25 protein-coding genes are annotated in these 26,438 nt (G+C 51.8%); 17 read left to right on the forward strand and 8 right to left on the reverse strand.

All coding sequences use genetic code 11. The features are described from left to right. Nucleotides 1-27 precede the first annotated feature (27 nt). Both CAG65_RS20400 and CAG65_RS20405 read right to left on the reverse strand, forming a co-directional pair. On the reverse strand, nucleotides 28-1,197 hold the full coding sequence (locus CAG65_RS20400) for an isovaleryl-CoA dehydrogenase (protein WP_161454804.1): 1,170 nt from the start codon (nucleotides 1,195-1,197) through the stop codon (nucleotides 28-30). Between the two features lie 113 nt (nucleotides 1,198-1,310). Beyond that, nucleotides 1,311-1,688 carry a MerR family transcriptional regulator gene (locus CAG65_RS20405; RefSeq protein ID WP_021704770.1) on the reverse strand — a complete coding sequence of 126 codons (378 nt, stop codon included), beginning with the start codon at nucleotides 1,686-1,688 and terminating at the stop codon, nucleotides 1,311-1,313. Between the two features lie 288 nt (nucleotides 1,689-1,976). Here CAG65_RS20405 and CAG65_RS20410 point away from each other — a divergent pair, with 288 nt between their 5' ends. The 14 genes from CAG65_RS20410 to yghU all read left to right on the forward strand — a co-directional run bounded on the left by CAG65_RS20410 (nucleotide 1,977) and on the right by yghU (nucleotide 15,988). Continuing rightward, nucleotides 1,977-3,200: an acetyl-CoA C-acyltransferase gene (locus tag CAG65_RS20410; RefSeq protein ID WP_161454805.1), complete on the forward strand. Its 1,224-nt coding sequence runs from the start codon at nucleotides 1,977-1,979 to the stop codon at nucleotides 3,198-3,200. A 61-nt stretch (nucleotides 3,201-3,261) separates the two neighbouring features. After that, complete coding sequence (locus CAG65_RS20415; RefSeq protein WP_161454806.1) at nucleotides 3,262-4,755, forward strand: CoA-acylating methylmalonate-semialdehyde dehydrogenase; 1,494 nt, start codon at nucleotides 3,262-3,264, stop codon at nucleotides 4,753-4,755. A 37-nt stretch (nucleotides 4,756-4,792) separates the two neighbouring features. Beyond that, nucleotides 4,793-5,947, forward strand: coding sequence for an acyl-CoA dehydrogenase family protein (locus CAG65_RS20420; protein ID WP_021704767.1), 1,155 nt, complete (start codon nucleotides 4,793-4,795; stop codon nucleotides 5,945-5,947). A 19-nt stretch (nucleotides 5,948-5,966) separates the two neighbouring features. Further along, entirely contained in the window at nucleotides 5,967-6,755 is a 789-nt protein-coding gene (locus CAG65_RS20425; protein WP_161454807.1) for an enoyl-CoA hydratase, read from the forward strand. A 54-nt stretch (nucleotides 6,756-6,809) separates the two neighbouring features. Next, nucleotides 6,810-7,943 carry an enoyl-CoA hydratase/isomerase family protein gene (locus CAG65_RS20430; RefSeq protein ID WP_161454808.1) on the forward strand — a complete coding sequence of 378 codons (1,134 nt, stop codon included), beginning with the start codon at nucleotides 6,810-6,812 and terminating at the stop codon, nucleotides 7,941-7,943. A 22-nt stretch (nucleotides 7,944-7,965) separates the two neighbouring features. Further along, nucleotides 7,966-8,880: a 3-hydroxyisobutyrate dehydrogenase gene (mmsB, locus tag CAG65_RS20435; protein WP_021704764.1), complete on the forward strand. Its 915-nt coding sequence runs from the start codon at nucleotides 7,966-7,968 to the stop codon at nucleotides 8,878-8,880. After that, on the forward strand, nucleotides 8,877-9,635 hold the full coding sequence (locus tag CAG65_RS20440) for an SDR family oxidoreductase (RefSeq protein WP_161454809.1): 759 nt from the start codon (nucleotides 8,877-8,879) through the stop codon (nucleotides 9,633-9,635). The genes mmsB and CAG65_RS20440 overlap by 4 nt, the downstream gene beginning before the upstream one ends. Before the next feature lie 178 nt (nucleotides 9,636-9,813). Then, complete coding sequence (locus tag CAG65_RS20445) at nucleotides 9,814-10,437, forward strand: type 1 glutamine amidotransferase family protein (protein ID WP_161454810.1); 624 nt, start codon at nucleotides 9,814-9,816, stop codon at nucleotides 10,435-10,437. 47 nt (nucleotides 10,438-10,484) lie between these two features. Next, nucleotides 10,485-11,267 carry a GNAT family N-acetyltransferase gene (locus CAG65_RS20450; protein WP_021704761.1) on the forward strand — a complete coding sequence of 261 codons (783 nt, stop codon included), beginning with the start codon at nucleotides 10,485-10,487 and terminating at the stop codon, nucleotides 11,265-11,267. Beyond that, on the forward strand, nucleotides 11,267-11,668 hold the full coding sequence (locus CAG65_RS20455) for a DUF1801 domain-containing protein (RefSeq protein ID WP_021704760.1): 402 nt from the start codon (nucleotides 11,267-11,269) through the stop codon (nucleotides 11,666-11,668). Before CAG65_RS20450 ends, CAG65_RS20455 begins: the two co-directional genes overlap by 1 nt. A gap of 160 nt (nucleotides 11,669-11,828) precedes the next feature. Beyond that, complete coding sequence (locus CAG65_RS20460; protein WP_021704759.1) at nucleotides 11,829-12,188, forward strand: DUF6404 family protein; 360 nt, start codon at nucleotides 11,829-11,831, stop codon at nucleotides 12,186-12,188. A 34-nt stretch (nucleotides 12,189-12,222) separates the two neighbouring features. Next, complete coding sequence (locus tag CAG65_RS20465) at nucleotides 12,223-12,972, forward strand: alpha/beta hydrolase (RefSeq protein WP_161454811.1); 750 nt, start codon at nucleotides 12,223-12,225, stop codon at nucleotides 12,970-12,972. 226 nt (nucleotides 12,973-13,198) lie between these two features. Then, nucleotides 13,199-14,953: an EAL domain-containing protein gene (locus tag CAG65_RS20470; RefSeq protein ID WP_161454812.1), complete on the forward strand. Its 1,755-nt coding sequence runs from the start codon at nucleotides 13,199-13,201 to the stop codon at nucleotides 14,951-14,953. A gap of 174 nt (nucleotides 14,954-15,127) precedes the next feature. Further along, nucleotides 15,128-15,988: a glutathione-dependent disulfide-bond oxidoreductase gene (gene yghU / locus CAG65_RS20475; protein WP_161454813.1), complete on the forward strand. Its 861-nt coding sequence runs from the start codon at nucleotides 15,128-15,130 to the stop codon at nucleotides 15,986-15,988. Between the two features lie 58 nt (nucleotides 15,989-16,046). Here the strand turns inward: yghU and CAG65_RS20480 are convergent, their stop codons facing one another. After that, entirely contained in the window at nucleotides 16,047-17,702 is a 1,656-nt protein-coding gene (locus CAG65_RS20480; protein ID WP_161454814.1) for an electron transfer flavoprotein-ubiquinone oxidoreductase, read from the reverse strand. A gap of 226 nt (nucleotides 17,703-17,928) precedes the next feature. Between CAG65_RS20480 and CAG65_RS20485 the strand changes: the two genes are divergently transcribed. Together CAG65_RS20485 and CAG65_RS20490 are read left to right on the forward strand one after the other, a co-directional pair. Further along, nucleotides 17,929-18,678 carry an electron transfer flavoprotein subunit beta/FixA family protein gene (locus tag CAG65_RS20485; protein ID WP_161454815.1) on the forward strand — a complete coding sequence of 250 codons (750 nt, stop codon included), beginning with the start codon at nucleotides 17,929-17,931 and terminating at the stop codon, nucleotides 18,676-18,678. A 21-nt stretch (nucleotides 18,679-18,699) separates the two neighbouring features. Next, nucleotides 18,700-19,653: an electron transfer flavoprotein subunit alpha/FixB family protein gene (locus CAG65_RS20490; protein ID WP_161454816.1), complete on the forward strand. Its 954-nt coding sequence runs from the start codon at nucleotides 18,700-18,702 to the stop codon at nucleotides 19,651-19,653. Between the two features lie 110 nt (nucleotides 19,654-19,763). On the opposite strand, the gene CAG65_RS20495 is transcribed toward CAG65_RS20490, so the two are convergent. Genes CAG65_RS20495 through pdhA form a run of 3 tightly spaced genes read right to left on the reverse strand, consistent with a single transcriptional unit; the run spans nucleotide 19,764 to nucleotide 23,003 of the window. Continuing rightward, nucleotides 19,764-20,909, reverse strand: a complete 1,146-nt coding sequence (locus CAG65_RS20495) for a dihydrolipoamide acetyltransferase family protein (RefSeq protein ID WP_161454817.1) — start codon at nucleotides 20,907-20,909, stop codon at nucleotides 19,764-19,766. Then, nucleotides 20,906-21,889 (reverse strand): alpha-ketoacid dehydrogenase subunit beta, encoded by a 984-nt coding sequence (locus CAG65_RS20500; protein ID WP_161454818.1) that lies wholly within the window; start codon nucleotides 21,887-21,889, stop codon nucleotides 20,906-20,908. The genes CAG65_RS20495 and CAG65_RS20500 overlap by 4 nt, the downstream gene beginning before the upstream one ends. Further along, entirely contained in the window at nucleotides 21,882-23,003 is a 1,122-nt protein-coding gene (gene pdhA, locus CAG65_RS20505) for a pyruvate dehydrogenase (acetyl-transferring) E1 component subunit alpha (protein WP_161454819.1), read from the reverse strand. Before pdhA ends, CAG65_RS20500 begins: the two co-directional genes overlap by 8 nt. A 304-nt stretch (nucleotides 23,004-23,307) precedes the next feature. Between pdhA and CAG65_RS22400 the strand changes: the two genes are divergently transcribed. Further along, nucleotides 23,308-23,439 (forward strand): hypothetical protein, encoded by a 132-nt coding sequence (locus CAG65_RS22400; protein WP_272926131.1) that lies wholly within the window; start codon nucleotides 23,308-23,310, stop codon nucleotides 23,437-23,439. 225 nt (nucleotides 23,440-23,664) lie between these two features. Here CAG65_RS22400 and CAG65_RS20510 read toward each other — a convergent pair whose 3' ends face one another. Together CAG65_RS20510 and CAG65_RS20515 are read right to left on the reverse strand one after the other, a co-directional pair. After that, nucleotides 23,665-24,942, reverse strand: a complete 1,278-nt coding sequence (locus CAG65_RS20510; protein ID WP_161454820.1) for an NAD(P)/FAD-dependent oxidoreductase — start codon at nucleotides 24,940-24,942, stop codon at nucleotides 23,665-23,667. 35 nt (nucleotides 24,943-24,977) lie between these two features. Then, a complete protein-coding gene (locus tag CAG65_RS20515) occupies nucleotides 24,978-26,336 on the reverse strand; it encodes a glutamine synthetase family protein (protein ID WP_443098413.1) in 1,359 nt (452 codons plus the stop codon). Nucleotides 26,337-26,438 lie beyond the last annotated feature (102 nt).

A 26,438-nucleotide genomic window follows, 5' to 3' on the forward strand; every position in this document is an offset into this window, starting at 1 on the left:
CACTATGCCATTAAATGGGGTTATTCGTTACCGGGACTGCTCAAACAGTTCCCGGCCAATCAAAATTCGCCTGATCTCGGAAGTGCCGGCACCAATTTCATACAACTTGGCGTCTCGCAGCAGGCGTCCGGCGGCAAACTCGTTGATGTAACCGTTACCTCCCAGCAACTGAATCGCGTCGAGCGCCATTTGTGTGGCCAGTTCGGCGCTGTAGAGAATTGCACCAGCGGCGTCTTTACGAGTGACTTCGCCGCGATCACACGCGGCCGCCACGGTGTACACGTAAGCGCGCGCGGCGTTCATACTGGTGTACATGTCGGCAACTTTTGCCTGCACCAACTGAAACTCGCCGATCGACTGACCGAACTGTTTCCGGTCATGGATGTAAGGCAGAACAAGATCGATGCAAGCTTGCATGATGCCAAGCGGGCCTGCCGCGAGCACCACCCGCTCGTAATCGAGACCGCTCATCAATACTTCTACACCCTGATTAACCTTACCGAGTACGTTCGCGTCTGGCACAAAGCAGCGATCAAACACCAGTTCGCAAGTGTTCGAGCCTCGCATGCCCAGTTTGTCGAGTTTCTGAGCATGACTGAATCCGGCAAAGCCCCGCTCGATAATAAATGCCGTAATACCTCGTGATTTTGCCTGGGGCTCGGTCTTGGCGTACACCACCAAAACATCAGCATCCGGGCCATTGGTGATCCACATTTTATTGCCAGTTAGCTGATAGCCGCCTTCGGTGCGTTCCGCTTTAAGTTGCATGCTGACCACATCGGAGCCAGAGTTGGCTTCGCTCATCGCTAGTGCACCGACGTGCGTGCCGTCAACCAGTTTAGGCAGGTATTTGGCTTTTTGTTCGTCGTTACCGTTACGGAAAATTTGGTTGACGCACAGGTTGGAATGCGCGCCGTAACTGAGCGCGACAGAGGCCGAGGCTCGGCTGATTTCCTCCATTGCGACGACGTGAGCCAGATAACCCATTCCAGCACCGCCGTAGGTTTCACTGACGGTGACGCCGAGCAGCCCCATTTCACCCAATAATGGCCACAATGGGTTGGGGAACTGATTATCCTTGTCGATCTGAGCGGCGATGGGTGCAATGTGTTGCGCCGCGAATGCATTGACGTGTTCTCTGAGCAGGTCGATGGTTTCCCCAAGACCAAAGTTCAGCGGTTGGTAATCCACTTTCATAACGCCTCCTGAGAGCATCGGCGTATGGCCGGATGCTCTTGGGTTGTGCTTGTTGATGATTACTGGGCTGTATGAATCTTTAAAAGAACGGCTTCATGTTTTCCGGCGGAAGTTCAGCCCGATTCGGAACGGTTGAGCGCCTGATGACAGCGCTCCCTGGCAGCATTGAGTTCACTCATTACCACATTGATGTCATCCATCTGCCGTTGTAACGTCGCCTGTTTCTCATCGATGATGGACAGCATTTTCAGTAGCTGGGTGTCACATTGATTGGTGTCGTAAAGCTCAAACAATTCGCGGATTTCAGCCAGAGAAAACCCCAGCCGCTTGCCGCGAAGGATCAGTTTCAGGCGAATTTTGTCGCGCCGTTGATAGATCCTGATTTTGCCTTGACGGGTTGGGTGGATCAGGTCCATATCCTCATAGAAACGGATGCTTCTGGTCGTGATATCGAACTCTTTGGCCAGTTCACTGATTTTGTACGTTTCCACCTGATCATGCCCTCCAGCTGTGTGGCGACGAAAATTTAAAACGTGTTCAAATCTGCTGACACTCATTCAGACAAGAGATTTAAATGTTGTCAGTCTGTTTCTTTACGTTTACGTAAATGTTAGTGCTATGCTTACGTAAACGTCAAGAAATCACAGTGTGGATTCATGGTCGCATGCGATTGCAGTCCAGGCTTGTATCGGCGAAATGCCGGTCTGTTGTATTGAGTGGTAAAGCCTGAGTAATGATCCCGGTGCTGTGAACCCAATGTTCGCCAATGAGGACGGGTCATGGAAAACACCATATGGATTGTGTCGGCAAAAAGGACGCCGATAGGGCGCTTTCAGGGAAAACTGAGCGCATTCTCATCACCGCAACTGGGGCAACATGCCATCAAAGCGGCGATGGATTCAATAACGTTACCTCCGGAAATGGTCAGTGAAGTGCTGATGGGCTGCGTATTGCCTGCCGGGTGTGGTCAGGCCCCTGCGCGCCAAGCCGCATTAGGGGCGGGTTTACCTCAATCGGTCGGTTGTACCACGCTGAATAAGGTCTGCGGCTCGGGCATGAAAGCGGTCATGCTGGCCCACGATTTGATTAGAGCGGGCTCAACCCACTGCGTGATAGCCGGCGGAATGGAAAGCATGACCAATGCGCCGTATTTGCTGAAAGAAGCGCGCGGCGGGATGCGCATGGGGCATAAAACCACCTACGATCATATGTTTCTCGATGGGCTGCAAGATGCTTATGAGGGAGAGCTGATGGGGGTTTACGCACAGCAAATCGCTTATCGTCTCCACTTCACCAGAGAGCAGATGGATGAGTGGGCACTAAAATCGGCATCGCGTGCAATGGATGCGCAGCGTCAGCACCTGTTTGCCGACGAAATGGCGCCGGTTGATGTCAGTGATGCCAAGTCGGGCTCGCAAATCCTGCTCGATTATGACGAACACCCCCAATCGATTAAGCCTGAAAAAATACCCACGTTACGTCCGGCGTTCGCTGCCAACGGTACCATCACACCAGCCAATTCCAGCGCCATTGCGGACGGCGCGGCCGCGCTGGTGATCATGGACGCGGAAACCGCCATGCATCACGGGCTGGAACCTTTAGCCATCATCAAAGGGCACGCGACCCATGCCCGCAAACCGGCTGAATTTACTCTGGCACCAGTGTACGCCATTGAACACTTGCTATCCGAACTGGACTGGTCGGTGGATGAAGTGGATCTCTGGGAGATCAACGAAGCTTTTGCGGTCGTGGCGCAGATCGCGGTGCAACACCTTGCTCTGGACGAAGACAAAGTCAACGTCAAAGGTGGCGCATGTGCACTCGGCCATCCGATAGGCGCCAGTGGCGCCCGTATTCTGGTCTCTCTGATCCACAGTTTGCGTCAATTGCAGTCGCTGGGAACAGACGGCGACCCAACCAAGAAAAAAGTCATGCGTGGTGTGGCTTCGCTCTGCATTGGCGGCGGTGAAGCGACGGCAGTCGGCATTGAAATTCCCCTGTAAATGAAACGAGTACCGGCCACGTGGTACAGGTCGGCCAACATGGACGAATAAGGATCCAGTTATGATTGAGTCAGTTCCCCTGTTTATTGGTGGTGAGTTTCGTCAGTCTCAGGCGACGGAATGGGTTGAGGTGACCAACCCGGCGACCAACGAAGCCATTGCGAAATTGCCGTGTGCCACCCAGAGCGAGATGGAAGAAGCCATCCGCAATGCGGCGACCGTGTTTGAAACGTGGAAAAACGTAGCCGTACCGGAGCGCGCCCGTTTGATGCTGCGCTATCAACATCTGCTCAAAGAGCATCACGAAGAACTGGCGACCTTGCTGTCACAGGAAACCGGCAAAACCATCGCCGATGCTAAAGGGGATGTCTGGCGGGGCATTGAAGTTGTCGAGCAGGCGGGCAACATCGCATCCAACATGATGGGCGAAATGGTCGAGAATGTCGCGACAGACATCGACACCTATTCGATAACCCAGCCGCTGGGGGTGTGTTGTGGTATCACGCCGTTCAATTTTCCGGCCATGATTCCGCTGTGGATGTTTCCACTGGCGATTGCCTGCGGCAACACATTTGTGCTGAAACCCTCTGAACAGGTACCACTCACCTCGATTCGTCTTGCGCAATTGTTTGAGCGGGCGGGCGCACCTGAAGGGGTACTCCAGGTGGTTCACGGCCGTAAGGAGCAGGTCGATTATTTGCTTGAGCATCCGGACATTCGGGCAATTTCTTTTGTCGGTTCGGTGCCTGTTGCCCGCTATATCTACCAGACGGGCACTCAAAACTTTAAACGTGTTCAGGCGTTTGCCGGGGCAAAAAATCACATGGTGATCATGCCGGATGCCAACAAAGAGCAGGTGATCAATAACCTGGTGGGGGCGTCGGTCGGCGCTGCCGGACAGCGCTGTATGGCGATTTCAGTCGCGGTGTTTGTGGATGGTGCCAAAGATTGGATTCCGGATCTGAAAACGGCCATGGCCAAAATGAAACCGGGCCGCTGGGACGATGAGCACGCAGCGTATGGACCACTCATTAGTCAACAGGCGCGCGAACGCGTCCTCAAACTGATACAGGAAGGGAAAGATCAGGGCGCAGTCTGCGAACTCGACGGCAGTGAGTGTGTTGTGGAAGGTTTGCCAAACGGTAACTGGGTAGGGCCGACGCTGTTTCGTGGTGTGACGACAGAAATGTCGATTTATCAGCAGGAAATTTTCGGTCCGGTGCTGGTGTGTATTGAAGTCGACAGCCTAGAAGACGCCATTGAGTTGGTCAACCGCAATCCATACGGCAACGGTACGTCCATTTTTACCGCCAGTGGCGCTGCGGCGCGCAAATATCAACACAACATTCAGGTAGGTCAGGTCGGTATCAACGTACCGATCCCGGTGCCATTGCCCTTTTTCTCTTTCACCGGATGGCGCGGCAGTTTTTATGGTGATTTGCATGCGTATGGCAAGCAGGCGGTACGTTTTTACACCGAGACCAAAACCGTCACGTCGCGCTGGTTCGAGGATGACATTCCATCCGGACCCAATCTGACGATTCACTTGCGATAAGTACTGAAACAGGATTGCGCTTACAGCGGAGCAACATATGGATTTTGAACTGAATGAAGATCAGCGCGCGTTTGCCGACACGGCGCGCCAGTTTGCCACAGAACGGCTCAGCCCAATGGCGGCTGAATGGGATGAACAGCATATTTTCCCTAAAGACGTACTCAGAGAAGCGGGGGAACTCGGTTTTCTGAGCTTGTATACCCCGGAGGAACAAGGGGGGCTGGCTTTGAGCCGGCTGGATGCCTCTATTGTGTTTGAGCAGTTGGCCATGGGATGCACATCGACCACGGCATTTATGACCATACACAACATGGTGACCTGGATGATCGCCAGCTTTGCGACGCCAGAAGTGAAAGACGATATCTGTCCTAAATTGGTTACGGGTGAATGGTTGGGATCATATTGTCTGACTGAACCGAACGCCGGATCCGACGCCGCCTCGTTGACCACATCAGCCCGCAAAGAAGGTGATGGTTATGTCCTCAATGGCGCGAAGACGTTCATCTCTGGCGCTGGTGATACCGACGTGTTGGTCGTGATGGCGCGGACCGGAGATGCGTCACCGAAAGGCATTTCTGCCTTTGTGGTCCCGGCGAATGCGGAAGGCATCACGTACGGCCGCAGAGAGCCTAAAATGGGATGGAACAGTCAGCCGACCCGAGCGATTACGTTCGATAATGTGAAAATTCCCGCCAGCCATCTGATGGGCGAAGAAGGGCAAGGCTTTACGTTCGCGATGAAAGGGCTGGATGGCGGACGCATCAATATCGCCACCTGCTCGGTTGGCACGGCGCAACAGGCATTGAATCATGCCACGCAATATATGCAGGAGCGCAAACAGTTCGGTAAAAACCTGGCTCAGTTTCAAGGCTTGCAGTTCAAGTTAGCGGACATGGCGACCGAGTTGGTAGCCGCACGTCAGATGGTACGTTACGCCGCCAGTAAGCTGGATCGGGGCGATCCTCAGGCGACGGCGTATTGCGCCATGGCCAAACGCTTTGCGACAGACGTCGGGTTCAAAGTGTGTGATGAGGCGCTACAGCTCTATGGCGGCTATGGTTATATCCGTGAATACCCGATGGAGCGCTACTTCCGCGATGTGCGTGTGCACCAGATTCTGGAAGGTACCAATGAAATCATGCGTCTCATTATTGCCCGTCGCTTACTCACGGATGAAGCTGAAATCTTATAACGTCAGAAGGGATAACACGATGTCACAATATAATGAGCAGACGATTCAGTCCCAGATTCAGAATCACGTTGCTATTGTCACTATCAATAATCCACCGGCCAACACCTGGACGGCGCAAAGCCTCAATGAGCTGAAACAATTGGTGGAATGTCTCAATGAAAATAGAGAGGTGTATGCACTGGTGATCACCGGCCAGGGCGAGAAGTTTTTTTCAGCCGGAGCCGATCTGAAGCTGTTTGCTGACGGCGATAAAACGGTCGCGTCTGAAATGGCGCACACTTTTGGTCAGGCTTTTGAAACTTTGTCAGGGTTTCGTGGCGTTTCTATTGCGGCGATCAACGGCTACGCGATGGGAGGTGGGCTGGAGGTGGCGCTGGCATGCGATATCCGTATAGCTGAAGAACAAGCAATGATGGCGCTTCCTGAAGCGAAAGTCGGTTTGCTGCCCTGTGCGGGCGGAACACAGAATCTCACGGCGTTAGTCGGAGAAGGCTGGGCGAAACGCATCATTTTGTGTGGCGAACAGGTTAACGCACACAAAGCGCTCGCCATTCGGCTGGTTGAAGAAGTGGTACCTAAAGGTCAAGCGTTAGACGTAGCTGTAGCACTGGCGGAATCCGTTGCCAGTCAATCACCGTCGTCGGTCAGCGCTTGCAAGACATTAATCCAGAACAACCGTTACGAATCGCAAGGCCAGGGTCTGGTAAAAGAGCGCGAGTTGTTTGTCCGATTGTTTGATACCGAAGATCAAACGGAAGGGGTTCAGGCATTCTTGCAAAAACGTAAGCCGGTGTGGAAAAACAGATAGCCAGAGGCTGTTTACATCAGGACAAGAACAAGCAGACAGCTTTCAGGAGGTCGTATGACTGATCAAGTCAGTTTCGCAGAGCTGCAATGCAGCCAGGGAGAATTCAGAGTTGGGGTGGCAACGCTGGATAATCCACAGTCGCTCAATGCACTTACGCTCAACATGCTGGTGCAGCTCAAGGCTCAGTTGGAAAAGTGGCAGGACGACAAACAGATTGTGTGCGTGGTTCTGCTCGGTAGCGGAGAAAAAGCGTTTTGCGCGGGTGGGGACGTTCGCACGATGCATCAGGTGATGTGTGAAGAGCCCAAAGCCATCATTGAAGAGTTTTGTACCCGCTATTTCAGCGTTGAGTATCAAACCGATTATCTGATTCACACATATAAGAAGCCAGTGATCGCTTGGGGCGACGGCATTGTCATGGGGGGGGGCATGGGGCTGTTTATGGCCTCCAGCCACAAAGTCGTGACGCCCAAATCGCGGCTCGCAATGCCAGAAATCAGTATCGGATTGTACCCTGATGTCGGCGGTACCTGGTTTCTCAACCGGTTGGAGCCAGGGATTGGATTGTTCCTCGGCCTGACTGGCGCGGTAGTGAACGCCTCGGATGCGTTGGATATTCATCTTGCCGATCACTTTTTACTGGCGGAGCACAAAGACCCATTACTCGAAAGCCTGCAAAACTATGTCTGGCAATGTGGTGCGAACCAACACGCAGTGGTGACCGATATTCTTGAGAGTTTGTCGCGTCAGTTCATTGACAACATGCCGGTTAGCCAGCTCAAACCATTTCGTGAACAGATCATCAGTGCATGCAGTGCCTCGGATCTCGGTATCATCCAGGACAATATCATGATGATTGAAGGCGACAGCCACTGGCTCGCCGCGGCGAAAAAAACCTTTGCAGAGGGCAGCCCGATCACAGCTCAAATCTGCCACCGCCAAGTGACACAATGTCACTCGTTATCTCTGCCGGATTGTTTTCGTCAGGAACTGACGCTGTCGGTGCGCAGTGCGGTATTGGGCGAGTTTAAGGAAGGCGTACGCGCCAGACTCATTGATAAAGATGGCCAACCCGACTGGATGTACAAGTCCATTGATGATGTAGAACGCAGTGTGATAGACACCTTGTTTACTTCGTTGTGGACGCCGGAAACTCATCCCTTGAGTCAATTGGGTCAAAACATCTAATTTTTCAGCCAGGAGGCACGAAATGAAGAAAATTGCATTTATCGGTCTGGGTAATATGGGCGCACCGATGGCTCAGAACCTGCTTTCGGCAGGCCATCCGGTCCGGGTGTTTGACCTCAATAGCGCGGCGGTTGCGGCGCTGGAATCTTGGGGGGCGGAATCTGCCACCACACTGGAAGAGGTCGTGCAGGGGGTCGATGTGGTCGTCACCATGCTACCTGCCGGTCAGCATGTTCGATCCGTATATCTGGGTGATCATTCCGGTGGCGTCGGGTTACTGAATCTGGTGAGTGAGCATACGTTCCTGATTGATTCATCCACCATCGATCCGGAATCGGCCCGCATTGTTGCGGCAGAGGCTGAAAAGAAAGGGTTGGATTTTGTGGATGCCCCTGTTTCTGGGGGGGTGGCTGGCGCGCAGGCCGGCACGCTGACGTTTATTGTCGGCGGTACCGATTCGGCGTTTTCTGAAGCAGAAGCGATCTTACGCCATATGGGTAAGAATATCTTCCATGCCGGGAAAGCGGGTGATGGTCAGATGTCGAAGATCTGCAACAATCTGATGCTGGGTATTCTGATGTCGGGAACCTGTGAAGCGTTGAACCTCGGAATAGAAAATGGTCTCGATCCGACCGTTTTGTCCAACATCATGCTGCAAAGCTCCGGGCGTAACTGGGCGTTGGAATTGTATAACCCGTGCCCCGGCGTTATGGAGAACGCACCGGCAAGCCATCAGTATCAACCCGGCTTCATGAGTAAATTGATGTTAAAAGATCTGGGGCTTGGTATGGAGGCGGCGCTGAAAAGTCAGTCGTCGATTCCAATGGGAGCGCTGGCGCGCAATCTGTACGCAATGCACAATGCCAACGGCAACGACGAACTGGATTTCTCGAGCCTGTTTGAGTTTTACCGGGCAAAACAGGGAGAGCACAAATGAATCTGAATGAAAGTGTTATTGCGATTACCGGCGCCGGCCAGGGATTGGGTCAGATGATGGCGATTACTCTGGCGCACGAGGGGGCGCAGTTGGCGCTGTTGGATGTGAATGAAGAGGGTCTGCGACGTACTCAGGAGCAATGTCATATGCTCAGTGTCAAAGCCAATATTTATCCGGTCGATGTAACGGATGAAAGCCAGGTTGAGCAAGTGTTCGATGAGATTGTCGCGGACTTTGGTCAGTTGGACGGCTTAATTAACAACGCAGGTATCTTGCGCGATGGCATGTTGATCAAAGTGAAAGATGGTGAAATGACTAAGATGCCGCTGGAGCAGTTTAATGCCGTCATGCAAGTCAATGTGAACGGCACCTTTCTTTGTGGTCGGGAAGCCGCCGCGCGTATGATTGCAACCCAGCGCAGAGGCGTCATCATTAACATCTCCAGTGTTGCTCGGGCAGGGAACATCGGCCAGACAAACTACGCTGCGTCGAAAGCTGCCGTGGCGACCATGGCCACGACCTGGGCGAAGGAACTGTCTCGCTATGGCATTCGGGCGGCGGCCATCGCCCCTGGGGTGGTGCATACCGCAATGGCAAACCAACTCAAACCTGAGGCGATCGAGCGTTTACAGAAAATGATTCCGGTCGGCCGAATGGGCGAGGCGGCTGAAATTGCCCACGCGGCAAAGTACATTTTCGAAAACGACTACTTTACCGGGCGTGTTCTGGAAGTGGATGGTGGCATGAGGATGTAACTTTGCTCTCACGATGAGTGACGCAAAACGCTGACCTGTCTGGTCAGCGTTTTTGTGTTTGTGATGGGCAGTAAAATATCGCTGGGCGAATCGATACTCAATCGATATCATAAAAGCCAGTCATACGAAGAGGGCTGTTTTGGCCCTCACTTTGGCCCAATTCAACAAGGAAAACGCAATGGAAAGCGGAACAGTTTATTTGGCAGTGTACGACACCATGGCCGACTGGGAGTACGGTTATGTCATGGCTCATCTCAACTCCAAAGAGTTTCAGCAGCATCCTGGCAGTATTACAGTCAAAACGGTGGGGCGCACTTTAGAGCCGGTCACCACCAAAGGTGGAATTCGGATTCTGCCCGATCTCTGCTTAGACGACTTGCAAATCAAACAGGCGAAAATGCTGATCCTTCCGGGCGGAGATAGCGCTGAATCTGACGGGATCTCTGATTTTGCCGACAAAGCCGTTCAGTGTGTGGCAGAGGGCGTTCCGGTCGCCGCCATTTGTGGCGCGACGGTAGCGCTGGCGAAGAAAGGTTTACTCGACAATGTGCCACACACCAGTAACGCCGCTGCGTATCTGGAGATGACCGGCTATCAGGGCAGCGCTCATTATCGGCAGCAACCGGCTGTCAGTTCTGATTTGATCATAACGGCGGGCGGTGTCGCTCCTATCGAGTTTGCCGTCGAAATTTTCCGCAAACTGAATGTCTACACTCAGCCAGTGTTAGAAGCCTGGACGATGTTATTTAAAGATCAGAACTTACATGCGTTTCACAAGCTGATGGCAGAGTCAGAGCAGTGATGTATTAAACTGAGGCCGAGAATTGGTGTGAAAGGGAGTTCCCATTAATGGATACAGCGCAGATCATGCAGGCATATAACCAGTTTGAGCGTCGGCAATTAACGCCAGCGGGTGGTGAGATCATTGTTGCACCACACTTGGTTAAGTTTGTCTCGGATACGGAATACGGCAGTTTCATTTCTTTTTTTGATTTTTCTTCACACCAAGCCGGGCCGTTCATTCAGCAGGAAATTGAGTTTTTTACCCGTTGTAAACGTAATTTTGAGTGGAAGACCTATTCGACGGATTCTCCCTCAGACATAGGTATGCGGTTAATCGAGCACGGTTTTGTGCCGGCCGAAGCAGAAACATTCATGGCTCTGGACTTATTACTCGTGCCATCCGTGCCTCCCCAGAGCATCACCGTGACGGACGTCACCGAAGAAGGTGGCATACGCGATGCCATTACCGTTCAGGAGCAGGTTTGGGGACAGAACTTCGATGGCCAGTTTGCGTATTTGCTGAATATGAAGCGACTGTCACCAGAGATGATCTCGATCTACGTGGTGTATGTGGAAGGAACACCAGTTGCATCGGCGTGGATCATCTTTACGCCAAACAGTCCATTTGGCGGGATTTGGGGCGGCAGCACACTGGAAGCGTTTCGTGGGCAGGGCTATTACACCGCGATGTTGAATGCACGTATTGCTGAGGCAAAAGCGCGCGGAAAACGATATTTGATCATCGATGCGTCCGACATGAGCCGTCCAATTGTCACGAAGTATGGCTTTCAGGTTATTGCGCAGACGATAGGTTACCACTACCAGGTTGAGACAGAGGGGAAAGCGTAATGCAAAATGATTCTGGTTCTAATCGGTATGCCAGCAGTGTGGATACCAAGATTGCTTCACTCGGTGATTGGCGCGGCGAATGTCTTAGCCAATTGAGGACGCTGATTCACGAAGCGCTTCCTGAGGTTAAAGAAGAGTGTAAATGGATAAAACCCAGCAATCCACTGGGCGTGATTGTCTGGTCACAAGACGGCATGATCTGTACCGGAGAATCCTATAAGGAGAAAGTCAAACTGACATTTCTCAATGGTGCTGCTATTGACGATCCTCAGCAACTGTTTAATGCCAGTCTGGAGGGCAAAGCTCGCCGGGCGATTGATATTGCTGAAGGTGGTGAATTAGATGCTCTGGCATTTCAGTCACTGATTCGCAGGGCGGCGGAGTACAACCGTCAGCGCTGATTGTGAGGTGATGTCTCCTGGTTGAACAGCACCTAACCTGACACAGTGTTTCGATTGTTGATACACAGAACGATCACTGGATAGAACTTCACAAATTTCATTATATGCACTGTGTTGTTCAAGGCTGCCCGTTAGAATCCTGTTCTATCGAGGTGACTATATGCAAAAAAGTGAATTTATTCAGGAATATCTCAAGATCAAAGGTGTCAGTGAGCGCCTCGTCAGGCCTTATCCGTGTTGGTTGGCGAGTATTCCGGGCAAACAGTATCGGCCAAGATTATTTGAATCGCCGTGGAAGCTGTTTTTGTGGCAGAGCGTGCTCGGGACGGTGTCATGGGGAGTGATCATGTTCTTGTCCGTCTGGCAGTTGCAGGGGATCACACTCGGACAGTGTTATTCATCACTGTTTTTTGGTGTCGCGACCGGATTGTTGCTTGCGCTGGACGTCTTTTCGGCCAAGAAAAAGTTCGGTATAACCAACTGGGAACAGTGGCTTGAGGACAACCAACTCAAATACTGATCTGTTGATAGATCATTAACTCTATAGGTAAGGTATGCGTACATTCTCAGGTTTGCTGCTGACTCTGGTAGCGTTCGCAACACAGGCGGACACACTCAATATAATAGATGGTCAACGAGAGCGGGTAATTCCTGTGACCATCGGCTATCCGACTGACCCATCATCTTGCCTGGTGACCTCACCGTGTCCGGTGGCCGTTATCAGCGCAGGATATCGGGTGCCTTATCAGCAGTATCAATTTCTTTCTGAGCCACTGAATACTCAGGGGTATCTGACCGTTGCTGTCGATCATGAGCTAGAGAATGATCCGCCGCTATCGCGGACGGGCGACCTGTATCAAACCCGGATCGAAAACTGGCGTAGAGGAGCACAAACACTGGACTACCTGCAACGTGAGTTAGCCAAAAAATTTCCAGAGTACCAATTTGATCATCTCACGTTGATCGGTCACTCTAACGGCGGTGATATTTCCGCGTGGCTGGCCAACGAAAACCAGCCTTATGTTTCTGCGGTGATCACACTCGACCACCGACGGGTCAGCTTGCCGAAACGTTCAGATGTACGGGTATTGTCACTGCGTGCGACGGAGTATCCGACCGCGCCAGAGGTATTGCTCAGTGACAACGAACAACAGCAATATGACGGATGCATTGTCACCATCCCGGATTCGAAACATATGGACATGTCCGACTACGGCAAGCCGGAGATCAAACAACAGGTCGCGGCCGTAGTGACAGGATTTCTTGCGCATCAGCCTTGTCATGAAATCAAGGCGTTACGTTAAGCATCGCGATATCACAAGCAGAGGGAAGGCGCACGCGCAGTGCTCTGCATAAATGGCGAAAAACCTATTGGTCAAAAAGAGCGCTGCGTCACGATAGTTATAGCCCGTTTTGTCGTTTAATTATGCCACTGATTTCGCAAAGGTTGGGTTCTGCCATTAAACTTAAAGTGTCATATTAAACTTATAGTGTAATGGCTTCAGTTGAGCGGTTGAGCAGGAGTAGCACATGGAAAAGCTCGTATCTAACACCGGATCCGTTGATAAGTATCAGCTCCACTCGAAAGATTCGTTTATTGCGTCGGCTGAAGCGCAAATCAAAGACATGAAATACCGCTGCCTGAATCTGGTGGTGGCATTTAAGTTCAGCGCCGATGCCTCTGATGTGGAAAAGTTTGAGAGTCGGGCGCTGTCACTGAAATGCGTGCGCTTATTCGCTAAAGTGCAAAGTAATCTTTACCTTGCCTCGCTGTGCGAACCTTCCTTTTCTGGCCAGAATCAGTTTCGCCAGATGTGTCAGGTGATCAAAAATTTCTTCGATGAACTCATGGCCTACAGTCCGAAAGCGCATCAGGCTGCGAAAAAATGCTGCATTGGCATTTCCGCGCTTGGTCATGACAGTGATACGGTTGCCAGCGCTGTGGTTCACGCGATACAGGCGACGATGTCTAACACTGGTGATGATGGTACGCAGCACCTGTGCTTTTTTAGCACGACGTTACAAGCCCAACTTAAACGCGAGCGTGTGTTGGAGAACTATCTCCAACAGGTGATCCGAAACAGTGCACTGCGCGTGACTTATCAGCCCATTATCAATGCCAGAACCTGGCAGATCGCAGGTTATGAGGCGCTGTGTCGCTTTCCATCAACAGAACAACTCAAAGCCGATACCCGAGAGATGATTGGCATCGCCGAAGAGCTGGATCTGGTGTCTGAAATCGACCTGATGGTGTACCAGAAGAGTTTTACCGATTTTGTCAGTCAGCTGCGTGAAGAAGGTAACTTTATCAACGTCAATCTGTCGCCCAACACCAGTGAAAATATTGGCTTATTATTTGATTTTGTTGAATTCCTTGCCACGTCGGTGGATCTGGATATGTCACAGATCGTGATTGATGTGAATGAACTCAAACCCAACTCAAAGCCGTTTGAATTTCGGGAAGTCCTACCCAGACTCAAAGATAAGGGGACACGAGTAGCGCTGGATGACATGGGCATGGGGTTTGACATTGCCTATTATCTGGAGTCGGGGTGTTTTGATCTGCTCAGAATCAGCCGCAGTTTCTTCCGAAATTTCAGCGAGTCCGGAACCCATCATCAGGTGGTTAAACTCCTGATTCAGTTGTGCCACAAATACCACATCGAAGTGATTGCAGAAGGGGTTGAAACGCTTGAAGAAGCTCAGTTATTGGCTTACCTTGGCGTGGATTATATGCAAGGTTATGTTTTTTCCCATCCGCTGGAAATGGATGAGCTGAAACGCTCATTGGCGGAGGTACACGAGCGGATTAAGTTAGTTACGCATTGCAATTATGACGAACCTGCGTGTGGAGATGCCTCAGGAGGAGCGGATGTGATGGCGCTGGCCGAAAAAAATCTACCTCATATGGATCCGGGAGAACCAATTTCACTTGCATACGAGTATCAGCGCTCGTTGGAAGCTGAGGTGCTGCCGGTGATCAATCGGGGAGAGTGTGTTGGTTTGATCGACCGCCCGACACTTAACCTGCATCTGACGCCAGCCATGGGCACCAAACTCGAAACCTCGAAAGAAGCGGCGATCTGGAACAAACCTGTCGCGGGAGTCATGGATGTGCATTTCCCCAGAGTTGAAAAGAGCATGCCGATGTCAGAATTGATCGAACTTGTGCGCAGCAACCGGCTCAGTTTACCTGTGGTGGTAGTGGAAGAAGGACGCTATAAAGGCGTCATCACCCAGCGCCAGATGATTCAGCAATTAACTAACATGTGCGGCCCAAACTAAATACATCTTGTCGCCGGCTTTTTCGCGAAAGAAAAACCGGTCTACGCCTGTCTTATATCTTCATATCCCTACCCATAACCGTTTGTTCTAACCAAATGATGCGGTGGGGGTTTTATCTAGCAATTTTGCCCAGATATAGAATAAGTCGATCCCTAAAACAGATAAGGAAAAACGATGGCAAACGAATACACACCACCAAAAGTCTGGAAGATGGATACTGAGAACGGCGGTCAGTGGGCGAGCATCAACCGCCCGGATTCAGGTGCCAGACATGAACAGGAACTGCCCGTCGGCCAACATCCTATTCAGCTCTACTCAATGGGCACGCCGAACGGTCAGAAAGTCACGATCATGCTGGAAGAGCTGTTGGCTCTTGGGGTGAAAGAAGCCGAGTACGATGCCTATCTGATCCGTATCGGTGAAGGGGACCAGTTTGGGTCAGGTTTTGTTGATGTCAATCCAAACTCGAAAATTCCTGCTATGGTCGACCGCTCAGGTGACGAGCCTGTAAATGTGTTCGAATCTGGCAATATCCTGTTCTATCTGGGGGAAAAGTTTGGTCACTTGCTGCCGACCGAACTTACCGCTCGCACCCGGGTGATGAACTGGTTGTTCTGGCTGCAAGGCTCTGCGCCATACCTCGGTGGTGGTTTTGGCCATTTCTACGCCTATGCACCTGAGAAGTTTGAATACCCGATCAACCGTTTTGCGATGGAAGCCAAGCGTCAATTGGATGTGTTGGATAAACAACTGGCGAAAACCCATTACGTGGCGGGTGATGAGTACAGTATTGCTGATATTGCGATTTGGTCCTGGTATGGAAACGTGGCTTTGGGCAACGCCTACGATGCGGCAGAATTTCTGGATGTGGAAAGCTACCCTCACGTTCTGCGCTGGGCAAAAGAGATCGCAGAACGTGAGGCTGTAAAGCGTGGTCGCATCGTAAACCGCTCATGGGGAGAGGAGTGGGAGCAGGTGCCAGAACGTCATAGCGCGGCGGACATTGACTGCGTGTTAAGCAAACAGCCGAACTGATGTTGTCTGGCTTACCCAGAAAAAAAGCCTCTCCAATGAGAGGCTTTTTTGATCGCGTTTACATGTTCTGATAATTCGGCCCGCCACCGCCTTCCGGTGGCACCCAGTTGATGTTTTGCGCCGGATCTTTAATGTCGCAGGTTTTACAGTGTACGCAGTTGGCGGCATTAATCTGCAGCGCTGGCGCATTGTCGTGCATGACGATTTCGTACACGCCCGCCGGGCAGTAACGCTGAGCCGGTTCATCAAACCGCGGAAGATTGGAATCGACCGGAATATTTGGATCACTGAGCACCAAGTGACAAGGCTGATTCTCCTCATGCTGAGTGCCGGACAGGTACACCGACGAGGGTTTGTCAAAACTGAGGATGCCATCTGGTTTAGGGTATTCAATCGGTTGAAACTGGTTTTTTTCCATAAGCTTGGAATGATCAGGGCGTTTATCGGTTAGCGTGCGTGGAAACGAGTGTTTGAATACGGGTTTCCAGAAGTTATGCTCGAATGCCGCCAACGCACCGCCACACAGGCTGCCAAACTTATGAATAGCAGGGACAAAGTTACGGGTGCTGTGTAACTCCTGGTATAACCATGACGCTTCAAATTTACCCTGATAATCCGGTTCAGAGTGGACGTGACCGGCTTCCAGAGCGTCATACACTGCCTCTGCGGCCAGCATACCGGATTTCATTGCGGTGTGATTCCCTTTGATCTTTGCACCATTCAGCGTGCCAGCATCACAACCGACCAGCACCCCTCCGGGGAACTGCTGTTTTGGCAACGAAGACAATCCGCCTTTGGTGATGGCCCGAGCTCCGTACGCAATGCGTTGGCCGTCTTTGAGGTGCTGACGAAAAACGGGGTGATGCTTGAGGCGCTGGAACTCATCAAACGGGCTGAGGTAAGGATTGCGGTAGTTAAGATCGACAATCAGGCCGACCGCGATATGTTTGTCGTCCAGATGATAAAGAAAGCTGCCACCGGTGGCTTGTTCTTCGCGCAGAGGCCAGCCTGCAGCGTGAATGACCTGTCCGGGTGAGGCGTTCGGCACTTCCCAGATCTCTTTCAAACCGATGGCGTAGTGCTGTGGCTGTTTGCCTGCATCAAGGTGATAATGTTCAATCAGCTGTTTACCTAAGTGCCCACGCGAGCCTTCAGCAAAAATGGTGTACTTGGCATTGAGGTTAATTCCAGGTTCGAAGTTGCTTTTAGGCTGTCCGTTTTTATCCAGCCCCATGTCAGTGGTGGTGATGCCGCTGACCGCGCCGTTGGCATCAATGTTGACGTTAGCCGCAGGAAAGCCAGGGAAAATCTCGACACCCAGCTCGCTTGCTTGTTCCGAAAGCCAGCGGCACAGCTCAGCCAGGCTAATCACATAATTGTCTTCACTGTTTTTCATCGGTTCAGGCGTTGCGAAACCGGGCACCACTACGTGGTTGTTTTCTGTGGTGAGGTACAAAAACTCATCTTGCTTGACCCGGGTTTGCAGTGGGGCATTCATGCTTTGCCAGTCGGGAAACAGTTCATCGAGAGCCGTCGTTTCAAACAGGGCTCCTGAGATAATGTGTGAGCCGACTTCCGCCCCTTTTTCTACAACGCATATCGATAACTCTCCGCCTGAGTCACGGTTAAGTTGTGCCAGTTTGCAAGCCGCCGACAACCCCGCCGGGCCAGCCCCGACGATGACGACATCAAATTCCATTGATTCTCTTTCCATGGTGTAAACCTGTCTCTACGCAACGATTTTAATCATAAATATAGTCCAGTTGACGTAAACGTAAACTCAACTAAGCTCAAAGATAAGATCGATCTGGCAAACTATTTCTATATTTAACGCTTACTTAACCCGTAGCGCTCAGGCCAGGATATTCAGCTGTTATCCAGTCAGATCAATATATTATAAATGACCTGAGCAGCGTCTCTAAGATAAGTGAGGAGGCTGTGTGAAAGTTTTAGTCGCAATAAAGCGCGTGATTGACCCTTACGTAAAGATCAGGGTCAAGAGTGACGGCTCTGGTGTGGAAACCAACAACGTCAAAATGGCGATGAATCCGTTTTGTGAAATAGCAGTAGAAGAAGCGGTGCGCCTGAAAGAAGCGGGGCTCGCAGACGAAGTGACCGTGGTGTCCATTGGCGATTCCAGTTGTCAGGAGCAACTGCGCGCGGCACTGGCGCTGGGTGCGGATCGTGCTCTGCACATTGACGTGGCACAGGCCCCTCAACCTTTAACCGTCGCTAAGCTACTGCAGGCTGTGATGAGTCAAGAGTCACATGGTCTGGTCTTGCTGGGTAAACAGTCGATAGATACTGACAACAACCAGGTTGCGCAGATGTTGTCGGCACTGACGGGACTGGCACTGGGCACCTTTGCTTCGCAGGTAAAAGTGGAAGGAGACACCGCGTTGGTGACGCGTGAAGTGGATGGCGGGCTGGAAACCGTCAAGTTGTCACTTCCGGCGATCATAAGCACGGATTTACGTTTGAATGAACCGCGTTATGCGTCATTGCCCAATATTATGAAAGCGAAGCGGAAACCGCTTGAGGTGATGACGGCAGACGATCTGGGCATCACGGTGTCGAGCTCACAGCAGGTATTGGAGGTGATGACCCCACCGGCACGTCAGGCTGGGATCATGGTGGACAGCGTGGCCGAGCTGGTGGACAAACTAAAGAACGAAGCCAAAGTGCTGTAAGCGATGAAGCAGGAGACAACAATGGATGTGAATCAAGTATCCGTGCTGGTGGTCGCCGAGCACGACAATAGCAGCGTATCCGTCGACACGTTGCGCGCACTGAAAGCCGCTTTAGATCTCAAGGCTACAGATGGTATTTCAGTTCTGGTGGCTGGTCATCAATGCCACTCTGTGGTCGAACAGATTCAGCGCCTGGAGGGCATTAAACAGGTGTTGGTCGCCGATGATGAATTATATCAACACCCACTGGCGGAATCGCTGTCGCTGTTGATTGCCAGAGAAGGTAAGGCGTTTACGCATCTGATCGCCGCCGCGACTACTTTTGGCAAGAATGTGATGCCAAGAGTGGCCGCGTTACTGGATGTCGGACAACTATCGGATATCGTCGCCATTGAATCACCCGATGTGGTGGTGCGTCCGGTGTATGCCGGGAATGCGTTGGCGCGGGTGCGCTCGGACGATTCGGTGAAAGTCATGACGGTGCGCAGCTCGGCTTTTGATGCCTTGCAAGTGGCCTCAGGTGAACTGGCTGAAGAGCACACCATCACCATCGAACCGGATCCAGGCCTCGCTGAGTTTGTGAATGTGCAGAAAACAGAGAGTGCTCGTCCTGAACTGCCAGCCGCTCGTGTGGTGGTTTCAGGTGGACGAGGGCTGGGCAGCAAAGAGAGTTTTGCACTGGTGGAACAACTGGCCGACAAACTGGGTGGTGCGATTGGCGCATCCCGCGCGGCGGTGGACGCCGGATTTGTCTCCAATGATCTACAGGTGGGGCAAACCGGGAAAATCGTCGCGCCCGAACTGTATATTGCCGTTGGTATTTCTGGGGCAATACAGCATCTGGCAGGGATGAAAGATTCGAAAGTGATCGTGGCAATCAACAGCGACCCGGATGCGCCTATTTTTCAGGTGGCAGACTACGGTTTAGTGGGCGATCTGTTTGAGATCATGCCTGCGCTGATTGAGTCTGTTTGAAGGTAACGTGTGTATCGAAACGGCGTTTCGATACCACATACATCAAATAAGAAGACAAATGAAAAGCGGCGAAATCGCCGCTTTTTACTTTTTGTTGCTCGTTTCTTGCGCTATGAGGTCATTTCTTTTTGCAGGTGCTCGACCATCGCTTTCGCAAAACGTGCCGCTTCACCACCCGTACAGGCTCTGTGGTCGAATGTAATGGACAACGGCATCACCTTGGCAGGAACTGGCTGGCCGTCACGCATGATCACGCGCTCAAGAATACGCCCTGCACCGACGATGGCCACTTGCGGAGGAGAGACCACTGGTGTCGCAAAAATGCCCGCAATCGCCCCGAAGTTCGACAGAGTGATGGTGGCGTGTTGCAGTTGTTCGCGGCCAATGCGGCGCTCGCGAATGCCTTCTACCGTTTCGTTCAGCCAGTCACGCACCCCTTGCGGGCTGTATTTGTCTGCGTGACGCAGTACTGGTACATACAAACCGTGCGAGCTATCAACGGCAATCCCGATGTTCACTGTGCTGTGAACGCAGCGCGTCATGGTTTCTGCGTCAAACCAGGCGTTCATTGCCGGTTCTTGTTCACAGGCGTAGACGATGGCCTGAATCAAACGGGCAGAGATGTCTTCGCGCGGTTGCCAGTTCACCAGCAACGCTTCTTCGGTGATCGTTACGGCGGCGACATTGTGGTGAGACTCCGCCATGGTGCTGACCATAGTGCGTCGTGCACCTTTTAGTACTTCAGTACCCGGCAGCTGTTTATCGGCTTCACTGTATACATCGGCATCGGTGATCAAACCGTTCGGGCCGCTGCCGTGGGTTTTATGCAGATCGACCCCCAGCTTTTGCGCCAGTAATCGGGCAGAAGGCATAGCGGAAAGCAGAGCTTCCGAGGAGGTATCGTGATCGCCGCCAACCCAGAAGTCATCGACGTCTACTTGATGTGACTGGTGAGAGACACTGCCCACTACCGTGGCAGCATCTTCTTTTTTGCGTGTGGATTGTGCTGAAGCACTGCTGCCGGACTCTTCGATTTCGAGCAACAAGGCACCGATGTTGATCACATCGCCTTCCTCACCGTGGCGGCTGACAATCTTACCGCTGTAGGGGGCGGGGACATCGACGGTGGCTTTGGCTGTTTCGACCGTCAGGACAATTTGGTCCACTTTTACAGTGTCGCCAACATTGACGTGCCAGCTAACAATTTCCGACTCGGCGAGCCCTTCACCGAGGTCAGGGAGCATAAAAGATTTCATTTCCAACCCTCCACTAGTTCTCGTGCCGCGTTGACAATGTCGTCTTGCTGAATCATGAAGTAATCCTCATTTTTATAATAGGGCATAACGGTATCCATACCAGTCACACGTCGTGGTGGCGCTTTAAGTAAACACATTGCGTGCTCGGCGGTACGAGCGAGAATCTCTGAGCCAACACCACAGGTTTTACTCGCTTCATGAACCACCAGAAGGCGGCCGGTCTTTTCCAGTGAGCGGAAAATAGTGGCGGTGTCGATGGGTTTAATACTGGCGAGGTCGATCACTTCAACTTCAATCCCTTGAGAAGAGAGCGTTTTCGCTGCTTGTAAAGACTCAACCACACAGGCTCCCCAGGTAACCAGCGTCAGATCGCGTCCTTTGCGCAAGGTAAAGCAGGTATCCAGTGGTAATGCGATACCGCTGTCACTCACTTCCGATTTTACGGTGCGGTAGATACGTTTAGGTTCGAAGAACATCACCGGATCGTTGCTGCGAATTGCAGCCAGCAGCAGGCCATAAGCCCGCTGTGGCGAAGAGGGCACCACGACCTTAAAACCAGGAACGTGAGCAAACAGCGCTTCAATACTCTCTGAGTGGTGTTCTGGCGCGTGGATCCCACCACCATAAGGGGCACGAAAGACGGCAGGACAGGTCAGACGTCCGCGAGTGCGGTTACGCAGACGCGCCGCATGACACATCAGATGTTCCATGGCCGGGAAAACAAACCCCTGGAACTGGAATTCTGCTATAGGGCGCAGCCCTTGGCTTGCCATCCCGACTGCCACACCGCCAATCAGGGCTTCGGCCAGTGGTGTATCAATCACACGCTTGAGGCCGAATTTTTCTTTCAGGCCAACGGTGGCACGGAAGACACCGCCGTTATCGCCGACATCTTCCCCCAGCACGATCACATGATTGTCGTGTTCCATTTCATGATGCAAAGCGAGGTTGACCGCTTCGACTAGAGTCATCTCAGCCATGTTTGCCTCCTTGCATGCGCATTGCTTTATTAATCAATTCGTCCCGCTGCGGGTGCAGCTCAGCCGGTAAGGTTTCGTAAAGATAATCAAAAGCCGACTCAGGCGCCTGAGGCGCTAAGTTCAGGTAGCGCTCTACGGCCTGTTCCACCAGTTGTTTACAGTGCGCTTCCCATTCGGATTCTTCTTGCTCTGACCAGGCACCCTGAGCCATCAGGTACGCTTTGAGGCGCTTCACGGGTTCGTACTGCCACGCTTGTTGCAGCTCATCTTCACTGCGATAGCGGCTGGCATCGTCGGCGGTCGTGTGATCGCTAAGGCGATAGCTGACCGCCTCGATTAATGTTGAACCTTTCCCTTTGCGGGCGCGTTCCATCGCTGTGTGAATAGCATCGTACATGGCGACGACATCATTACCGTCAACGGTCATGCCTGGAATACCAGCTCCTTTGGCTTTTTCAGACAAGAAATCGGCGGCGCACTGTAAGCGGCGGGGAACGGAGATCGCCCACTGGTTATTGTTCACCACAAAGACTAGCGGAATATTCCATGCTCCGGCACAGTTGATCGACTCAAGAAAATCTCCTTTCGAAGTCGCACCGTCGCCACAAGTGACCAGCGCTGCGTGGTGTTGTCCCTCTATTTTCAATGCAGCGGCCACACCGACGGCATGAGTACATTGGGTCGCGATCGGTACGCAGAAAGGCAAGTCCCGGCAGTGCTCTTGTGACGATGTCACGTTTCCAGGGTCGGATAAGTCAACCGGATAAAAGTCGCTACCGCGTTCGTCGCCGCCCCAGTACTGCATGTTTTTTTCCATCGGGATACCGCGTACCCACATGGCGGGCATATCGCGATAATAAGGAATGAACACGTCATCCTTGTGCAATGCGTGACCAACAGCAATGCCGACGGCTTCCGCACCCAAATGGGAAGGATAGGTACCAAGTTTACCGGTACGTTGTAGTGCGACGGCCTTATAGTCGTAGGTACGGGTGAGTACCATGTCACGATAAAAGTTGGTCAGGGTAGGTAAATCTGCCCAGGCTGGCAGCGTTCCAACAGGTTTTCCCTGATGGTCGATAAACCGATGCATGGGTAATGCCTGAACGTTCATCTCAAGCTCCTTTTGATGCTGTCTGACGATTGAGACAGTTGATCACTTGTCAATGCACAGGTAATACCGGAGAACATAGTAGGAACGGTATTCGCGGTAACGACGACTTCAACATTCTGTCCTGCGAATCATCAATGCGGCATCTTATACTGCTGCCTATGCCACACTATCCAGTGATGAATCTCGGTATACCCAGTTAATGTAAGTGTAACTAAAGTGTTAAAATGTGCGCGAAATTGTTAAATTTCGGAGAGTAAAGGAAAAATTACACCCTTAAAATTCAGATGAAAGTACTGGATATTTCATGGAGTCTGCAAAAAACCTGAAAGCATTCACTAGTGAGAAAAAGAAAGCTGGCACATTATCAGGGCAAAAAAATGGCAAAAATTTGCTAAAAAGCACTGCTGAGAGACAGCATTTAATGAGAAAGAGATAACTGGCTGAAACAAAAAGAGTTCCTATCACTATCTGGTTTGTATATAAATGCGCACACAATATTAATAGTATGGATAATCAATGGTTCGCTATTTGGTGAGCCGGATGATATTGCCTTGTGACATATCGATCCGTCAGCGTTTACTGCGACTGCAGAATTGGCAACAACAAAAAAACCACCTGTGATAGCAGGTGGTCTCTAATCGACGTGCATGGGTATAACCGCTTACAGCATGTCTCTCACACGGTAGTAAGACATCGCGAGCACCAGTGCTGGCGTGCGGAGTAATCGGCCACCGGGAAATGGCAGGTGTGGGATCTTATCAAAAATGGCAAAGCGCTCTGCGGTAGTGGCGACACACTCTGCCATCAATGTTCCGGCCATTCCGGTTGCTGCAATACCGTGTCCGGAGAATCCCTGGGCAAAGTAGACGTTGGGTTTCAGACGGCCAAAATGCGGCGCCCGATTCATAGTAATGGCGACATTACCCCCCCAGGCGAAATCGATTTTGGCGTGATCCAGCTGCGGGAAAATATCCAGCATGCGGGCGCGCATGGCTTTTTCCAGATTGAGTGGCTCCATACCAGAGTAACTGACCCGGCCGCCAAACAGCATGCGATAGTCGCCTGAACAACGGTAGTAATCGAGCACAAAGTTAATATCACAGGCTGCGATATGGTTTTTCATTAATGCAGCGGTTGCCTCCTCGCCAAGTGGCTCAGTCGCGCAGATGTATGTGCCCACCGGCATGACCTTGTTTTCAAGCGAGCTTTCCAGCCCTTCCATATAAGCGTTACAGGCAAGGATCACATGTTTGGCTTTAACTGTGCCGGCCTGAGTGTACAGTGTAGCGGTCTCACCGTGCTCAATTTTATGTACTTTGCTGGCTTCATAAAACAAAGCGCCAGCCTCACCGGCGGCCCTGACCAAGCCGAGTGTGTAGTTGAGCGGGTGCAGATGGCCGCTGTTGCTGTCAAACAGACCTGAGGTGTATTTGTCACTGGCAATGTTGTCACGAACCTGTTGCTTATCCCACATTTTCAGCGATTCATAGCCGTAGCGTTGATGCAGATCGTCGTGCCATTCCTGCAACTCCTGATCCTGACGCGGCTTCATCGCCAGATGAGCCATACCATCACGCCAGTCACAGTCAATGTTGTACTTGCGAATGTTCTCTTTGGTCAGGGCCAGTGCCTCGACAGAAATATCCCACAGCTTTTTGGCATCTGAAAAGCCAACCATTTTTTCCAGTTTATGCTGATCGGCTGCCCAGCCAAATATCGCTTGACCGCCACTGCGTCCTGAGGCGCCCCAGCCAACCCGGTTTGCCTCGAGCACAATCACTTTAAAGCCACGATTGGCCAGTTCCAGAGCCGCCGTTGTTCCCGTGATGCCTGAACCAATCACACACACATCGGCGGTATGCTCCCCCTGAAGTTCGGGAAACTCAAAACTCTGATTTTTCGATGCCGCGTAGTAAGAATTGGTGTGCTTCACTCTCATGTTGGCGTCCTTTCTTTATGGTGTTGGGTGGGTGTTTAGAGATACCACTGGTATTCCAGTGGTGATACCTGAGCTGAAAAACGCTCCTGTTCGTGTTTTTTGGCGGCAAGATACACTTTGCAAAACTCTTCGCCCAGGCTCTTGCGTAAGAACTCACTGGCGGCAAATGCCTGCAACGCGCCATCCCAGGAGATAGGTAAGCTCGGCAGATCGAGTAGGGTTGCGTCGCCATCGATCGGCTCGGGAGCCTGAGACTGTTGCTTAATTCCGTCTAATATAGATGCCAGCAGAACTGCCACAGTGAGGTAAGGGTTCACGTCGGCACCTGATAGGCGGTGCTCGATCCGTTTGTCGCTTTCTCCGCTGGCGGGGATCCGAACGGCGACGGTGCGGTTATCCCAGCCCCATGTGGCATGCAGTGGCACAAACATGTTTGGTTGCAAGCGGCGATAAGAGTTGGCATTCGGCGCAAATACCGCCATGCACTCTTCCAGGTGATTCAGTGTCCCGGCAACGGCGTGCAGTAACTGCTTTTCATCACTTCCAAATACATTCAATCCGCTTTCATCCAGTAAACTGATGTGGATGTGGCATCCGTTGCCAGCATAGTCGGTGTAGGGTTTGGCCATAAAGTTAGCGTAGAAGCCATGCTTTTTGGCAACCGAACGTACCACACGTTTTAGCAACATGGCCTGGTCACACGCCAGTAACACATCGGTGGTGTGCTTAAGGTTGACTTCAAATTGCCCCGGCGCGTATTCCGCACTGATGTTCTCAGCGGGAATGCCTTGCTCGTGACATGCGGAAATCACCTCATCCAGAAAAGCTTTGAACTCATCCAGCTCTTCCAGAGAATAAACCTGGGTTTGAGTCATGCGATCGCCACTGAGTGGCATGATTGGAGGCTGAGGATTGCCCGCCTCATCGGATTGCTGATCCTGAAGATAAAACTCAAGCTCAACCGCCACACAAGGCTGATAGCCGCTTTGTTGCAGCTTTTCCAGTTGCTGAGTCAGAACATGGCGAGGGTCGGCGAAAAACGGCTGCTGTCCGTCGGGTTCATACATAGTGACAATGGCTTGAGCACTGCTTTCCTGCCAGGGGATCAGTTGCAGCGAGTCTGGCACCAGTTTGCAGATGCAGTCACCATCTCCTTTTTCAAAACCCAATCCGGTTTCTTCGACGGTTTCACCACAAATATCGAGCGCAAATACGGAAGCCGGCAGGCAAATACCTTGCTCGACGACTTTGCCCAGTTGAGGTGTATTGATGCGTTTGCCGCGGACAACACCGTTCATGTCAAACAGGATCAAATCCACGGTTGTTACATCTGGGTGTTGTTCGATAAATCGTTCAATCACACGTTGATCATGTTTACTGATCAAGTGATTTATATTGTCGGTTTGCTCGGCAATATTCGTTAAACCCACAGTGCTTCCTCCACGCTAACGTAAAACATTTCCTTGTTTTATAAGGCTCCGAAGAGCTTGCAGACG

This window comes from Vibrio sp. V39_P1S14PM300 (assembly GCF_009904765.1).
Taxonomy (GTDB): domain Bacteria; phylum Pseudomonadota; class Gammaproteobacteria; order Enterobacterales; family Vibrionaceae; genus Vibrio; species Vibrio proteolyticus.

Bases quoted from the DNA above. Each gene is read 5' to 3' on its own strand.
- yghU (WP_161454813.1), top strand. From the start codon at position 15,128: ATGGCAAACGAATACACACCACCAAAAGTCTGGAAGATGGATACTGAG.
- CAG65_RS20445 (WP_161454810.1), top strand. From the start codon at position 9,814: ATGGAAAGCGGAACAGTTTATTTGGCAGTGTACGACACCATGGCCGAC.
- CAG65_RS20495 (WP_161454817.1), bottom strand. From the start codon at position 20,909: ATGAAATCTTTTATGCTCCCTGACCTCGGTGAAGGGCTCGCCGAGTCG.
- CAG65_RS20460 (WP_021704759.1), top strand. From the start codon at position 11,829: ATGCAAAAAAGTGAATTTATTCAGGAATATCTCAAGATCAAAGGTGTC.
- CAG65_RS20510 (WP_161454820.1), bottom strand. From the start codon at position 24,942: ATGAGAGTGAAGCACACCAATTCTTACTACGCGGCATCGAAAAATCAG.
- CAG65_RS20455 (WP_021704760.1), top strand. From the start codon at position 11,267: ATGCAAAATGATTCTGGTTCTAATCGGTATGCCAGCAGTGTGGATACC.
- CAG65_RS20480 (WP_161454814.1), bottom strand. From the start codon at position 17,702: ATGGAAAGAGAATCAATGGAATTTGATGTCGTCATCGTCGGGGCTGGC.
- CAG65_RS20465 (WP_161454811.1), top strand. From the start codon at position 12,223: ATGCGTACATTCTCAGGTTTGCTGCTGACTCTGGTAGCGTTCGCAACA.
- CAG65_RS20430 (WP_161454808.1), top strand. From the start codon at position 6,810: ATGACTGATCAAGTCAGTTTCGCAGAGCTGCAATGCAGCCAGGGAGAA.
- CAG65_RS20415 (WP_161454806.1), top strand. From the start codon at position 3,262: ATGATTGAGTCAGTTCCCCTGTTTATTGGTGGTGAGTTTCGTCAGTCT.
- CAG65_RS20450 (WP_021704761.1), top strand. From the start codon at position 10,485: ATGGATACAGCGCAGATCATGCAGGCATATAACCAGTTTGAGCGTCGG.
- CAG65_RS20500 (WP_161454818.1), bottom strand. From the start codon at position 21,889: ATGGCTGAGATGACTCTAGTCGAAGCGGTCAACCTCGCTTTGCATCAT.
- CAG65_RS20425 (WP_161454807.1), top strand. From the start codon at position 5,967: ATGTCACAATATAATGAGCAGACGATTCAGTCCCAGATTCAGAATCAC.
- CAG65_RS20400 (WP_161454804.1), bottom strand. From the start codon at position 1,197: ATGAAAGTGGATTACCAACCGCTGAACTTTGGTCTTGGGGAAACCATC.
- CAG65_RS20420 (WP_021704767.1), top strand. From the start codon at position 4,793: ATGGATTTTGAACTGAATGAAGATCAGCGCGCGTTTGCCGACACGGCG.
- CAG65_RS20440 (WP_161454809.1), top strand. From the start codon at position 8,877: ATGAATCTGAATGAAAGTGTTATTGCGATTACCGGCGCCGGCCAGGGA.
- CAG65_RS20470 (WP_161454812.1), top strand. From the start codon at position 13,199: ATGGAAAAGCTCGTATCTAACACCGGATCCGTTGATAAGTATCAGCTC.
- mmsB (WP_021704764.1), top strand. From the start codon at position 7,966: ATGAAGAAAATTGCATTTATCGGTCTGGGTAATATGGGCGCACCGATG.
- CAG65_RS20410 (WP_161454805.1), top strand. From the start codon at position 1,977: ATGGAAAACACCATATGGATTGTGTCGGCAAAAAGGACGCCGATAGGG.
- CAG65_RS22400 (WP_272926131.1), top strand. From the start codon at position 23,308: ATGGAGTCTGCAAAAAACCTGAAAGCATTCACTAGTGAGAAAAAGAAA.
- CAG65_RS20490 (WP_161454816.1), top strand. From the start codon at position 18,700: ATGGATGTGAATCAAGTATCCGTGCTGGTGGTCGCCGAGCACGACAAT.
- pdhA (WP_161454819.1), bottom strand. From the start codon at position 23,003: ATGAACGTTCAGGCATTACCCATGCATCGGTTTATCGACCATCAGGGA.